This window comes from Nocardia sp. CA-129566 (assembly GCF_050956075.1).
In the GTDB taxonomy this organism is placed as follows: domain Bacteria; phylum Actinomycetota; class Actinomycetes; order Mycobacteriales; family Mycobacteriaceae; genus Nocardia.
The window spans coordinates 4,664,127-4,677,065 of sequence record NZ_CP192085.1 but is presented as its reverse complement, the minus strand read 5'-3'; the positions used below and the strand labels follow the sequence as shown (position 1 = coordinate 4,677,065).

At 65.1% G+C, this 12,939-nt stretch carries 17 protein-coding genes; 4 read left to right on the top strand and 13 right to left on the bottom strand.

Annotated features, from left to right (window positions below):
- Positions 1-5: 5 nt before the first annotated feature.
- The 10 genes from ACQP0C_RS20130 to ACQP0C_RS20085 form a co-directional block, all read right to left on the bottom strand.
- On the bottom strand, positions 6-404 hold the full coding sequence (locus tag ACQP0C_RS20130) for an ectoine synthase (protein WP_433721973.1): 399 nt from the start codon (positions 402-404) through the stop codon (positions 6-8).
- Position 405: 1 nt separating this feature from the next.
- Entirely contained in the window at positions 406-1,674 is a 1,269-nt protein-coding gene (gene ectB, locus ACQP0C_RS20125; protein WP_433721971.1) for a diaminobutyrate--2-oxoglutarate transaminase, read from the bottom strand.
- A complete protein-coding gene (gene ectA, locus ACQP0C_RS20120; protein WP_433721969.1) occupies positions 1,671-2,255 on the bottom strand; it encodes a diaminobutyrate acetyltransferase in 585 nt (194 codons plus the stop codon). The genes ectB and ectA overlap by 4 nt, the downstream gene beginning before the upstream one ends.
- A gap of 130 nt (positions 2,256-2,385) precedes the next feature.
- On the bottom strand, positions 2,386-3,096 hold the full coding sequence (locus ACQP0C_RS20115) for a response regulator (protein WP_433721967.1): 711 nt from the start codon (positions 3,094-3,096) through the stop codon (positions 2,386-2,388).
- A 230-nt stretch (positions 3,097-3,326) separates the two neighbouring features.
- The gene (locus ACQP0C_RS20110; RefSeq protein ID WP_433721965.1) at positions 3,327-3,722 is read right to left on the bottom strand and encodes a hypothetical protein; all 396 of its coding nucleotides are present in this window, start codon (positions 3,720-3,722) and stop codon (positions 3,327-3,329) included.
- Positions 3,723-3,846: 124 nt separating this feature from the next.
- On the bottom strand, positions 3,847-4,632 hold the full coding sequence (locus tag ACQP0C_RS20105; protein WP_433721963.1) for an RNA polymerase sigma factor SigF: 786 nt from the start codon (positions 4,630-4,632) through the stop codon (positions 3,847-3,849).
- Positions 4,622-5,053 carry an anti-sigma factor gene (locus ACQP0C_RS20100; RefSeq protein WP_433685160.1) on the bottom strand — a complete coding sequence of 144 codons (432 nt, stop codon included), beginning with the start codon at positions 5,051-5,053 and terminating at the stop codon, positions 4,622-4,624. Before ACQP0C_RS20100 ends, ACQP0C_RS20105 begins: the two co-directional genes overlap by 11 nt.
- A gap of 113 nt (positions 5,054-5,166) precedes the next feature.
- Positions 5,167-5,850 carry a PAS and ANTAR domain-containing protein gene (locus tag ACQP0C_RS20095; protein ID WP_433721961.1) on the bottom strand — a complete coding sequence of 228 codons (684 nt, stop codon included), beginning with the start codon at positions 5,848-5,850 and terminating at the stop codon, positions 5,167-5,169.
- A 68-nt stretch (positions 5,851-5,918) separates the two neighbouring features.
- The gene (locus ACQP0C_RS20090) at positions 5,919-6,236 is read right to left on the bottom strand and encodes an STAS domain-containing protein (protein ID WP_433685157.1); all 318 of its coding nucleotides are present in this window, start codon (positions 6,234-6,236) and stop codon (positions 5,919-5,921) included.
- 292 nt (positions 6,237-6,528) lie between these two features.
- Positions 6,529-7,059 carry a DUF6328 family protein gene (locus ACQP0C_RS20085; RefSeq protein WP_433734597.1) on the bottom strand — a complete coding sequence of 177 codons (531 nt, stop codon included), beginning with the start codon at positions 7,057-7,059 and terminating at the stop codon, positions 6,529-6,531.
- Positions 7,060-7,171: 112 nt separating this feature from the next.
- Between ACQP0C_RS20085 and ACQP0C_RS20080 the strand changes: the two genes are divergently transcribed.
- Positions 7,172-7,507: a hypothetical protein gene (locus tag ACQP0C_RS20080; RefSeq protein ID WP_433721959.1), complete on the top strand. Its 336-nt coding sequence runs from the start codon at positions 7,172-7,174 to the stop codon at positions 7,505-7,507.
- Positions 7,508-7,602: 95 nt separating this feature from the next.
- Here ACQP0C_RS20080 and mbp1 read toward each other — a convergent pair whose 3' ends face one another.
- Positions 7,603-7,848: a microaggregate-binding protein 1 gene (mbp1, locus tag ACQP0C_RS20075; RefSeq protein WP_433721957.1), complete on the bottom strand. Its 246-nt coding sequence runs from the start codon at positions 7,846-7,848 to the stop codon at positions 7,603-7,605.
- 169 nt (positions 7,849-8,017) lie between these two features.
- Here mbp1 and ACQP0C_RS20070 point away from each other — a divergent pair, with 169 nt between their 5' ends.
- A complete protein-coding gene (locus ACQP0C_RS20070) occupies positions 8,018-9,535 on the top strand; it encodes an FAD-dependent oxidoreductase (RefSeq protein WP_433721955.1) in 1,518 nt (505 codons plus the stop codon).
- Between the two features lie 92 nt (positions 9,536-9,627).
- Here ACQP0C_RS20070 and ACQP0C_RS20065 read toward each other — a convergent pair whose 3' ends face one another.
- Complete coding sequence (locus tag ACQP0C_RS20065; RefSeq protein WP_433721953.1) at positions 9,628-10,188, bottom strand: AAA family ATPase; 561 nt, start codon at positions 10,186-10,188, stop codon at positions 9,628-9,630.
- A 204-nt stretch (positions 10,189-10,392) separates the two neighbouring features.
- Between ACQP0C_RS20065 and ACQP0C_RS20060 the strand changes: the two genes are divergently transcribed.
- Positions 10,393-11,934, top strand: coding sequence for an LVIVD repeat-containing protein (locus ACQP0C_RS20060; protein WP_433721952.1), 1,542 nt, complete (start codon positions 10,393-10,395; stop codon positions 11,932-11,934).
- Positions 11,924-12,538 carry a DUF305 domain-containing protein gene (locus tag ACQP0C_RS20055; protein WP_433721950.1) on the top strand — a complete coding sequence of 205 codons (615 nt, stop codon included), beginning with the start codon at positions 11,924-11,926 and terminating at the stop codon, positions 12,536-12,538. Before ACQP0C_RS20060 ends, ACQP0C_RS20055 begins: the two co-directional genes overlap by 11 nt.
- 4 nt (positions 12,539-12,542) lie before the next feature.
- Here the strand turns inward: ACQP0C_RS20055 and ACQP0C_RS20050 are convergent, their stop codons facing one another.
- Complete coding sequence (locus ACQP0C_RS20050; protein WP_433721948.1) at positions 12,543-12,872, bottom strand: hypothetical protein; 330 nt, start codon at positions 12,870-12,872, stop codon at positions 12,543-12,545.
- Positions 12,873-12,939: the final 67 nt, after the last annotated feature.

The following is a 12,939-nucleotide window of genomic DNA, read 5'->3' as shown; positions in this document are numbered from 1 at the left end:
GCCTCCTATGCGCCGATCTGGGCCACGACGAGCGGGTAGACGCCGTTACTGTCGTGGACCTCCTGCCCGGTGACCGGCGGGTTGAACACGCACATCATCCGCATCTCGGTGCGCACCTCCAGGCGGTGGCGTTCGTGTCCGTCCAGCAGATACATCGAGCCGGGCGCCAATGCGTAGGTGACGCCGCTGTCCAGATCCGTCAGTGTCCCTTCGCCTTCGATGAGCCAGACCGCCTCCACGTGATAGCGGTAGTGGAACTCGTGCACGGTCCCGGCCTCGATGGTGGTTTCGTGGAAGGAGAATCCGACGCCGTCGCCGCCGAGCACGATGCGTTTGCTGCGCCAGCTCTGGCCCTCGACATCGCGGTCGGTACCGGTGATCTCCGCGGTGCTGCGCACGATCATCTCAGCGCTCCTGTCCGCAGATGGTACCGATCGCGCCGGTGAGCACGCGCAGACCGTGCTCGATCTCGTCATCGGTGACGGTCAGCGGCGGCAACAGCTTCACCACTTCGTCCAACGAACCGGAGGTCTCGACCAGCAGCCCGCGCTCGAAGGCGATCTGGCAGACCTTGCCCGCCTGCGAGGGATCGTCGAAGACGATGCCGTGCACCAGTCCGCGACCCCGCGTCGAAATACCGGGGAAGTACTCGGCCACCTGGGTCAGCGCCGCACCGATGCGCTGTCCCTTCGCCTCGGTCGAGGCCTGTAGCGCACCATCGGACCAGAAGTGCTCCAGCGCGGTCTGCGCGGTGATGAAGGCCGGGTTATTGCCGCGGAAGGTGCCGTTGTGCTCGCCCGGCGCCCACTGGTCGAGGTCCGGTTTGAACAGCACCAGCGCCATCGGCAACCCATAGCCGCCGATGGACTTCGACAGCGTCACGATATCGGGGGTGATGCCGGCGACCTCGAAGGAGAAGAACGGCCCGGTCCGGCCGCAGCCCATCTGCACATCGTCGACGATCAGCAGAATGCCACGCGCCGTGCACAATTCGGCCAGATGCCGCAGCCACTCCGGTCGTGCGACATTGACCCCACCCTCACCCTGGACCGTCTCCACGATGACCGCGGCGGGCCGGTCGAAACCGGACGAGGTGTCGTCGAGGACTCGCTCCATCCACTGGAAATCGGCGGTGGTGTTGTCGAAGTACCCGTCATAGGGCATGTGCGCGGCATGGACCAGCGGCACACCGGCGCCAGCACGCTTGGCGGCATTGCCGGTCACCGACAGCGCGCCGAGCGACATGCCGTGAAAAGCGTTGGTGAAGCTGATGATCGTCTCGCGACCGGTGACCTTGCGGGCCAACTTCAACGCGGCCTCAACGGCATTGGCGCCGGTCGGTCCGGGGAACTGGACCTTGTACTCCAGCCCGCGCGGCGCGAAGACGGTGTCGCGCAACGTTTCCAGCAGTCGCCGCTTGGCCACGGTCGACATATCGAGGCCGTGTGTGATCCCGTCACCGGCGATGTACTCCAGCAGCGGCCGCTTGAGCACCGGATTGTTGTGGCCGTAGTTCAACGCCCCCGCACCGGCGAAGAAGTCGAGGTACTCCTTGCCGTCCTCGGCGCGCAACCAGGTGCCCGACGCGGTGGTGAACACCGTCGGCCAGGCCCGGCAATATCCGCGGACATTGGACTCGAGTTCCTCGAAAATGGTCGTCTCGGCGGTAATCAACGGTGATCCTCCTGCTTTCGGACGGTAGGGGCGATCAGATAGAGGTCCTCGTCAGCGTGGCTGTCCGGGAAGAGATCGGAATCGAAGAGGGGGTGCTTGGTTATTCGCGCGGCCCGTCGGCGCGCGACCGAGCCGAACATCGCGATCGAGGCCGGATTGTCCGGCGCGATCGTCGTCTCCAGCGCCGAAACACCAGCGGCCGCAACGGTATCGAGCAGAGTGTGCAGCAGCGTGGCGCCCAAGCCGCGTCCCTGCTGTTCGCGCTCGACCGCGACCTGCCACACGAAGACCGTCTCCGGCGCCTGTGGGCGCAGGTAGCCGATCACGAATCCGACGACCCGGTCGTTCACTTCGGCGACCACCGAGGTGCTGGCGAAATCGCGACACCACAGCAGGTAGGCGTAGCTGGAGTTGGTGTCGAGGACCCGCGAATCCTTGGCAATACGCCAGATCTGGGCGGCGTCGCCGACTCGTGGCGGGCGCAGCACCGGCTGCGCGTGTGGCGCCGAAATCGGTACGGCCGAAGGGTATTCGGTGACCGACGGATCAATCGTTGCGGTGGACAAGGTGTGCAGTGACATACATCTCCCTGGTCGGGTCTGCAGTACTCATCCAGGCTTGCGGAGCAACTTTGAGGTGAACCAGTCGATCTCTTTGCGGTTGTATTACGAAAAGATCACAACTGCAGGCTAGGTCACACTTTTAGAGGTTTCAGCGCTGCGGATCGAGCCGATACCCAAGTCCGCGCACGGTAACCACGATGTGCGGATCGGAGGCATCGCGCTCGATCTTGGTGCGCAGGCGGCGCATGTGCACGTCGACGATCCGCTCGTCGCCGAAAAAGCCGTCATCCCATACTCTTTCGAGCAATACCGAGCGGCTGAGCACCCGGCCCGGCGCCTCCGCGAGTTCGCAGAGCAATTTGAATTCGGTGATGGTGAGCCGGATTTCGTCCTCGCCGCGGCGCACCGCGCCACCGTCGCGATCGAGTACCAGCGGTGCGTCCGGATGCGCATCGAGTACCGCCTCCCGCGGCGCTTCCCGCTCCATGGTGAGGCGGGCGCGGCGGCGCAGCGCGCGCATGCGGGCGGAGATCTCCTTGATCTCGAACGGCTTGGTGACATAGTCGTCGGCACCCGCCTCCAACGCGGCCACCACATCGTGGGTGTCGTCGCGGGAGCTGACCACGATGATCGGCACGTCGTGTTCGCGCCGGATCTCCCGGATGCAGTCGAAGCCGTCCATATCGCCGAGCATCAGCTCCACGATCATCACATCGGGGGCGCCATTGCTGCGCAGATAGGTCAGTGCGTCCTCGGCCTCGTGCGCCTCGGCAACGTCGTAACCCTCGTCCTCCATGGCCGTGCGCAGCGCGCCCCGGACCACTTCGTCGTCGTCAACGATCATCAGGTTTGCGGTCAAGCCCTCATCCCTTGCAGCCACGCGGACGCGACGCGACGCGGAGACTCGCGTACCCATAACCGACGCGACAGTCCGCCTTCGAGCACCTTTGCCAACTTCAGAAGTACCCGTACCGGCCATTCGGTAAACGGCAGGTCACGAGCAGTCGGTTAGCGTCCGGCTACTCCACCCTGGCTGCGCACACCCGTTTTGCGCAAATTGGCGGTGACATCTGTCACAAACAGGCCGAGTCACCAGTCATCGCGATGAGACTGTTCCAGCCGGTTGAAATTGCTGGTTCCGCCGTCGGCCCGGCGCTCCTGATACCGGAATGTGAGCCGTCGCGCGTCGAAGGTGGCGAACCATTCGTCCCAGCCGACCGCGCGCAGCACGGCGCCGCCGTAGCCGGGAAAGTCGAAACGCAACACACCGAGGCGACCGTCGTACTCGCTGCCGGGCATGGTGGCCGGGCGGGCGCCGCGCTGTTCGGCCCAGCGCCGGATCACGTCATGATTGCGGGTGACGAGGATGCGACCGGGTCCCGTGCTCTCGGCGCGCGAGATCGATTCCGGCGGTTTCTTCAGCGACCTCGAAGCCCCCGGTCCCGCGTACGGATCTCGGGTGCCCGGTCGTCGCTGATCGTTCATGACGACCTCCTTGCGCGTCGGCATCGTTTGTCCGGTTACCCCACGCGTACCCGTACGTAACCTCGGGCAAACAGTGCATCCGATCACAACGAAACGCGTTGGGCGACAACATCTTCCCAACCAGTTAATCGCGCAGCGCTTGATCGCGCAGCTTGCCCAGCGTTCTGGACAGTATGCGGGAGACGTGCATCTGCGAGACGCCCATCTGCTCGGCGATCTGAGACTGGGTCTTTGTCTCGAAAAAACGCATGATGAGCACCTGCCGTTCCCGCTCCGGCAGGTCTTCGATCAGCGGCCGGACGGCCAGATAGTCCTCGACATACTGGTAGCTGGGCTCCTCGGAGCCGAGACTGTCCAGCAGGGGCAGGGGCGCGTTCTCGATGTCATCGCCCACCACCGCGTCGATGGAGCTGGACTGGTAGGCATTGCCCGCGATGAGCGCTTGGGTGACCTCGACCAGGTCCACCGAAAGCTCCGCGGCGATCTCGCGGGCCTTCGGCAAGCGGCCCAGGCGCTGCGCCATCGCCTCGACGGCGGGTCCGATATTGAGCTGGATCTCCTTGGTGCGCCGCGGCACGCGCACCGCCCAGGTGTTGTCCCGGAAATGTCGGCGCACCTCGCCCATGATGGTCGGCACCGCGAACGACAGGAACGAGGAACCGCGGGTCACATCGAATCTATCTGCGGCCTGAACCAGCCCCAGCCGCGCCACCTGCAGCAGATCGTCGAAGTTCTCGCCGCGCCCGGAGAATTTGCGCGCGATATGTTCGGCCAGCGGCAGGCAGCGGCCGATCAGCTCCTCCCGCAACGCTTCTCGACGGGGATCGGCCTTGTCCAGGGCGGCGATCTTCTCGAACAGTGGCTCGATATTGTCGTAGCTGTCGCGGTGCGCTCTCGACTCAGCCGCCATCGCTGCCTCGCGCCCAGCTGAAGTCGACGATCGTCGGATAGCCGGATACCGCGCTGTCGAACGGCTCCTGCACCGCAGCGATCGACTGCGTCAGCGTGCGAACGATATGCCAGCCGAATCCGGCCTGACCGACCACCGATTCCGATACCGCCACCGCGGCGACGTGCACGAACATTTCGTTGTCGCTGTAGGTGAAGTCGCAGTCCAGTGTGGAGCCCGGCACCGCGTCCAGGATCAGCGAGGTGGCCACCTCGTCGAGTGCGAGCCGGATATCGACCACCTCATCGATCGCGAAATCCGCGATCAGCGCGACGGTTTCGGCCAGCGCGCGCAGCATGGTCAGCTGCTCGAGCTGGGCGGGGACGCGAACCCCGATCGTCGTTGTCTTCTCCGCAGCGGACTGGGAACTCCACTCCCCCATGCCCATCACCACCTATTCCTCCGAGCCGACCGGAACCTGCCTTCGGGTCGGGGACCATTCGCGACTTACCCGGCCGGCCACGATCGAAACATCGCAACCGGTGGGGATTCGAATCAGTCGGCCTCGATCCGTTCATGCGCAGTCAACAGCAGATGGTCGAACTTCGTGCGTAGATCGGCCATCGAATCGGTCAGCGAGTTCAGATCGGCGACCAATCGCACGGCCAGTGTCCGTAACTTGATATTGGTCTCCTGGGAGCGCCAGCTCAGCATCCGGAAGGCCTGATCGGCGTTGAGGCCGTAGACCAGCATCAGCGCGCCCTTGGCCTGCTCGATCACCGCCCGTGCCTCGTACAGCTCTGGCAGCGTATCGTCCAGGGTCTCCTGCTGACGCTCGTCGAGCGCGGCGGTGAGGTCGATGTAGTACCCCGAGGTTCCGATCACCGAATCCGTCTCGTCGAGCATCTGATCGGCGACCACGATTACGTGGTGCACCCGGCCCGCGGTATCGATGATCCGGTGCCGACTCGAGAACGGCCGCGCGGTCTCGATGGTTTTGGCCAGGGTATCGGCCACCTGTGCGCGATCCTCGGGATGTTTGTGCGAGAGCAGCAGCTCGGTGGTCGGTTGCACGGTTCCCGGCTCGTATCCGTGTAGCCGTGCGACCTCGTCGGACCACTGCCACCGCTGATCGGCGAACCAGAAGTGGAAGGTCCCGATACGCTGCGGTTTACCCGCGCCGATGACCCGGCCCAGCGCCCGCGCGTCCTCGGGCGACACCGATCGACTCTCTGTCACAGCCGCAAGTATGGAGTGCACCAGCGTCCGACACCGGAGATCGGCCAGACCAGGGACTTAAGGCCATATCAGGTGTCGAGCGCGGCGCGCATCGATGGGAAGTCGCAGCATATGGCGCGCACGCCGGTGACGGCGAGCACGCGGTCGACCTCGCGGCGACCCGACACGACCCGAACATTCGGACCGCCGCGTGCGGCCCGGTGGGTGATCGCGCCGATGGTTGCCGCGGCGCGAATGCTCAGGAATCTGGTGGCGCGCAGGTCCAGGACGACGGCATGACAGCGGGTGGTCACCGCCCGCTCGAGCATCGCACGGAATTCCGGGAGCGCGGCCGCATCGAGTTCACCTTCCGCCCGGATGACCACGCACTGTCTGCGGCGGTCCATCCGTTGCGCCCAGAACCGACTCCGCGGTCGTAATCCGGCCCTGTGCTGACCGTCTGATCGGTACTGAAGAACGGCGGACATATCAAACCTCCCAGAGGGATGCCCGATCCAGCGCGACAGGTCGGCGGGAGGGGCGGCAACGTGGCTCGATCGTTACTGCCGCGTCGGTAGTCGCCTGCGTCAGGTGTCGCTATGCCAGCTCCCGCTGGCCGGTCCCGCATGGTGGTCGTGTCGGACCGGGGTCGGCTGTAGTCTCAACCTCTCAATAGTCTGGCAGGTGGGTTGCCCCGGTTCAACCATCCGATCGGTCGCTCACATGCCGCCAGCGCAACGGGGCGAGCATCCAGGCCACCGCGAACAGCGTGGCGACCACCGCCCCCGACACCACTCCCGCTACCGGTCCCGCGACGGCCTGCGTCACCAGCATCGTCGCACCGGTCAGCGCGAGTCCGAGCAGCGTGATCCCGGCCATGGCGCAACGGTGCGCCGCGGCGACGATATTGCCCAGCCGGTGCCGCCGGAACAGGATTCGATGCCACGCCACCGGGGCGACCAGGAAGACCGTCGCGCCCATCGCCGCGGCCACCGTTGCCAGGTAGAGCAGCCGCATCGGCTGCGACAGGGTGGCGAATCCGGCCTGGAACGGAAGGATCAGCAGCGATCCGATCAGGAATTGCACGCCCGTCTGGACCACCCGCAATTCCTGGATCAGACTGGCCCAATTGCGGTCCAGCCGCTGGGTTTCGGTCTCCTGCCTGGTTCGGCGGTCCCAGTCCTGGTCACCGGCGGTCACAGATGGCGCATACCCGCGCCGCGCGGGCATACACACGTCGATCTTCCATCCGGCGGTCACTGATTCGGTGATCGCCACCCGGGTATGCCGATCGTGACGCCGATGTGATCGGCGCAATCCTTTCGAGGAGGAACGATCGACAATGAGGACACCTGAGAACCGGCGATGTCGCGTCGGCGCAGTGGTGGCCGCGGCCGTCGCGCTCGCGGTCTTCGCGAGCGGCTGCGAAGAGGCCGAAAAGGCGGTCAACAAGGGCGGGGACACCCCGTGCAGCGAATTCGTCGCGCAGGACAAGGACAAACAGCGGGTCACCGTCAGCAAATTTCTCGAGCAGGAGCGCAACCGCAGTGCGCCGCCGACCAACGAGCAAACCGTCGATGCCTCGATCGCGGCGATAGAACTGATGTGCCGGGCACAGGCCAATCCCGACACACCCATTCGCAAAGCCGACTTGACCGGGATTTTGGTGCCGAAATAAGCACGGGCTGTTCCGATGTCACAGCAAAGAATTGGGTTGCCGGACATATTGTCCGGCAACCCAATTCGCTCGTTACGTGCAGTGACTACGGATAACTACTGGTCCTGCTGGTAAGCGCGCTGGCGTAGTTCGTCCAACTCGGCTTCGGCACGCTCCTTCTCCGCGGCCGCTTCCTTTTTGGCCGCCGCACGCTGTGATTCCGCTTTATCCTGCTGGGACCTGCCTTCGTCCCGCAGGTCGTCGTTTCCGAAGACCGCGCCAGCCGCCTCCTTGATCTTGCCCTTGGCGCCTTCGACGACGCCTTCGAGCCCTTCACGGGGACCGCTCTTGTGTTCGGACACGATATCTACCTCCGAAATATCGGTTTTCAGGTGGACATTGGCCGCATACCCGGGATCGGCTCGTTGAACCGAAACTCTGAATTTTCATGGGCCGATTCGCCGAAATTCCCGCTCGCAGATCGGACCGATCCGAAGGTTTCGTCTGGGCCGGAGCGGTTATGGCCGGAGCATGACGTCACTGTGGTTCAACGACGCTCAGGTTCCGGCCCGGCTGCGGCTCACACCGGGTCTGCACTTCGACACCGTCGTGGTCGGCGGCGGGCTGACCGGTTTGGTGACCGCCCTGCTGTTGGCCGAGAGCGGCGTCGAGGTGGCCGTGGTCGAGAGCAAGCGCGTCGGCATGGGTACGACAGGAGCCAGCACCGCGAAGATCAGTCTGCTGCAGGGGATCCGAGCGCAACAGATCCGCGGTCGTCATGGCGATCGGGCGGTGGCCGACTACGTAGCGGCCAATCGGGAAGGACTGCGGTGGTTACTGCACTACTGCACCGAGCACGCGGTGGCCGTGCAACGCGTCCCGGCGCTCACCTACGCCCAGACCGAGTCCGAAATGTCGGCTGTGCGAGCGGAATACGAGGCGACGCGTGCCGCGGGGCTGGCCACCACGCTGGTCGAGGAGCTGGATGTGCCATTTCCTGCGCACGGTGCGGTCCGCCTCGAGGATCAGGCCCAACTCGATCCGATGGCACTGCTGGCCACGCTCGCCGCCGATATCGAGTCGCGTGCCGCGCCGATCTTCGAATCCACCCTCGCCAAGGGTGTCCGCAGCGGCGACAAAGACGAGTTCATCATCGAGACCGAGCACGGTGATCTGCACGCGCGCACAATCGTATTGGCCACGGGCACGCCGATACTCGATCGCGGCGGATTCTTCGCCCGGCTGACCGCGGAGCGCTCCTACCTGAGCGCGTTCACGGTATCCGAGCCGATCCCCCACGAGATGTTCATCAGCGCGGGACAGCCCACCCGATCGCTGCGCTATACGCCTGGTCCCGATGGCGCGGACCTGCTCTTGGTCGGCGGCAACGGCCACGTGGTCGGGCGGACGGATGCCGCTGGCCGCCGCGCTGCGGAGCTGATCGACTGGACCCTCGGCTGCTTCCCCACCGCCGAACCGCTGCTCAGCTGGTCAGCGCAGGATTACCATCCCGTGGACGAACTGCCGTATGTCGGCCCGCTGTTGCCCGGGCAGAACCGCATCCTCGTCGCTACCGGCTACGCCAAGTGGGGCATGGCGAACGGCGTCGCGGCGGCGTTGGCCATCGTCGGCCAGATCAACGGCAAGCCGCCCCGCTGGTCGGACACCTTCACGAGTTGGCGTCCGAGCGAACTGAAATCATCGGCCGCCGCAATACTGGCCAATACCGCAGTGGCCCAGCAGCTTTCGACAGGCTGGCTGCACTTGCTCGGCACTGGACGCGGCGAGGTTCCGGCCGAGGGCTGCGGGCGAGTCGAACGCCACGGGCTGCGACCCACCGCCGTATGCACCGTCGACGGCGCGACCACCGAGGTCAGCGCGGTCTGCCCGCATCTGTACGGCATCGTGCGGTGGAACGATGCGGAACGATCATGGGACTGTCCGCTGCACGGGTCCCGATTCGCTGCTGACGGAACGCTCTTGGAAGGTCCGGCCACCCGATCGCTCACACCTATCGCCGGACCGTATCCCCGAGTCCTGCCACGGTAGTGACCCTATTGAGCACTGCTGAACGCCGGATCCGAGGAGATCGCCGAACTGCGCCTGCGCCACGACATCCACCAGTTGACGCCGCTGACCATTCATCCGATCGCGTGATACCGGGCCGAGTCGCCCGCGTCATCGAGGGGCCGGGCTCGCTCGAGAATCCGGTCGACGGTCTGCTCGACCGTGAGATCGGAAGTGTCCAACCATAATCCGATGCGCGGCGTCTGCGTTCGCAGGACCTCGTGCAGGCTCTCGACGGTAAAGCCGTCATAGGCAACCTTGTCGCGCCCGGCCTCCCGAGCCGCGACAGCGGCCGGTGTCGGCACGAGCACGACCACATACAGCGGCCGAGTCTTGATCTGGTCGATGGTCCACGGCAGGAATTCCCCGAGCACGACATCCTGGACGATCGCGGTGAACCCGGCCGCCGCGTACCCGTCGGCGGTATGCGCGGCCAGCGCATGACGCAGGCGTAGCTGGTCCAGGGCCGCCGCCGACGGTTCGGGGCTCATCTGCGCCCGACCGCCGATAATGAAGCGCCGGAACGTATCCCCGCGCACATGCGCCGATCGCGGCAATCGCTGCGCCAGCGCCTGTGCGACAGTCGACTTCCCAGCGGCTTGAATGCCGGTGATCAGATAAACGGCCGAATCCATACCTGCCATGTTCGCAGCCGAGCGCCAGCCATTTTCGGCATCGACCACGACCGCGACACTCATCCCGGGCCGGATAGCCGAGGGGGATCGGCGGAAACGGGCCTGTGCGGACCCGTTGAGTTGTAACTTGTTCTAAGTTCGTACTCCGGGGGTGGCAGACCAGATGGTGGTGCGGACGTTTCGCGGAATGTTCGGAGGGGTTGGATGCCACGACTGCCGATGCTGGGTGCTGTTGCGGCACTTGTTGTTTCGTTCACGATGATCGGGTTGCCCGCGCCCGCGCGGGCCGGGGTTTACACCTGGACCGATATCGCGCAATCGGCGGTCCCGCAGGCGGAGTGCGGGGCCGGATCACTGCCGGAGACCGGGTTGCAGGGCGATGTTCCGGCGGCGGATCGGGCCAGTGGGCGCAGCACCGAGGGGTATCGGTGCAATATTTCGTTCGTCGGTGGGTTGCAACAGCAGGGTGGCGGGATTCTGTCGCCGACCTATGACCATTGCTCGTATACGGGGACGTTCTTTCCCGGGAATCTGCTCGATGGCGCGGCTCCGGGCGTGCACGTCCTCGATGTTTCCAACCCGGCCGATCCGGTGCACACCGCGACGCTGAACGAGCCCGCGATGCTGGGCGGAACCTGGGAGACCCTGAAGGTCAATACCGCGCGGAAGCTATTGGCCGCGACCGCCGTTCCGATCACCACCGGCACCGCGTACTTCTCCATCTACGATATTTCCGACTGCGCGCACCCGGTGCTGCTCAACCCCGGTCCCGGCACCGATCTGACAATGCCGTTGCCATTCCTGTCACATGAGGGCGGCTTCTCCCCCGATGGCAATACCTACTGGGCCTCCAGCACCAGCCCGGGGCTGCTCACCGCCATCGATGTGAGCGATCCGGCGAATCCGCGGGTGATCTGGCATGGACTGCAGTCGTTGACCGCACACGGTTTCGGCATCAGTCCGGACGGCAACACCATGTACTTCTCCATCCAGAACGGCATAAATATTCTCGACATCAGCGCGATCCAGCGGCGGGATCCGTATCCCGTGGTGCCGCAGATCGCGACGTATCACTGGGCCGACGGGTACTTCAACCAGCAATCCGTTCCGGTCACCTACGACGGTAGGCCGTATATCTTCACCGGCGACGAAGCCGGTTCCGGCGGTGTGAAATTGATCGACGTCGCCGATCCGGCCAATGCCAGGAAGGTCGCGACGATCAAACTCGAGATCAATATGCCCGCGCACCTCGGCGAGCACGCCCAATCGGCGACCGGCAACGGAATCTTCTCCTACGACGCGCACTACTGCGTCGCCGATCGGCCCGCGGATCCGACGGCGCTGGCGTGCAGTTGGATCGCCTCGGGCATTCGCGTCTTCGACGTGCGCGATCCCGGCGATATCCGCGAAATCGCCTACTACAACCCGCCCGCGCAGACGGGCAGGCAAGGGCAGCTGCTGAATTCGGTGCACGCCGACACCGCCGTAATCGGCGCTCCGGTCTGGAATTATGTTCCGCTGGCTCGCGAATTCGTCAACGGCAAACTCGATCCGGCCACCATGTTCGGCCCGCGCTCGGGCATGATATTCGGCGGCGATATCAGCTCGGATTGGTGCCTGTCGCCGCCGATGTTCCACGGTGACCAGATCTGGACCACCTGCACCGATAACGGATTCATGGTGCTGCGGCTGGACAACGGGGTCTACACACCGCCCGCCGATCAGGAGTCCACCGTTGGCTCGTGAACGCCTACGATTCGCGGCGGTGGCCGTCATCTGTCTGATAGTCGGTGCGGCGGTGGGGTTTTGGGCACATCGACCGAACGATGACGCCGGCGCGGGGCCGCTGTCGACCGTGGATATCGGCTTCGCCCAGGACATGTCGGTCCATCACGAGCAGGCGGTACTGCTCGCACGAACGCTGCCCGCCGACGCGGGACCGCAGATTCGCGGCGTAGCGGAGCGGATCGTGCTGGCGCAGACCGCCGAAATCGCCCAGATGCGCGGCTGGCTGCAACCGTTCGACCTACCGCTGAGCTCCGATCAGCCGATGCATTGGATGGGTCATGAGCACAGCGGACACGGCGCACCCATGCCTGGTCTGGCATCCACTGCCGAGATCACCCAGCTCGCCGGGCGGCACGGCACGGCGGCCGAAATCCTGTTCCTGCAGTTGATGATTCGCCATCACCGTGGCGGTGTGGCGATGGCGCAGACCGCCTTCAATACCGGCTCCGCCTCGGCGGTCACGCGGGCGGCGCTGGAGATGGTCAATGAGCAGGGCAACGAAATCGGCGAGATGACGGCACTATTGACCGCCCGGCAAGGCCAGCCCCTGCCGTTCCCCTGAGCTGTCAGCTCGCCCGGTGGATGGGGTGCAGCCGCGACAGCGCCCGCACCGCATCGGCACGGGAGATCAGCTGATCGCCATCGAGTTCGGCGATGGCGGCCTCCATCCACTCGCGAATCAGCGTCGACATGCCGATGCCTCGGGCATCGGCCAACTGCTTGACCCGGGTGTGCAGTTCCAGCGGCATGCGAATGGAACTGGTTACCACGATGTCGTCACCGGGGGCGAGCGGCGGCGGCGCCTTGTCCGGCGGGACCGGTTCATTGCTGAAGGCCAGCCGATCCATGAACGCCGTCACTTCGTCCGGGGTGGACGGGAAATCCTTCTCGTTCATGCCTGCACCTCGCTGATGCTCGGTTCCGGCATGACCGAGAACTCGGCTGTGTTGATCGATCGCTCGC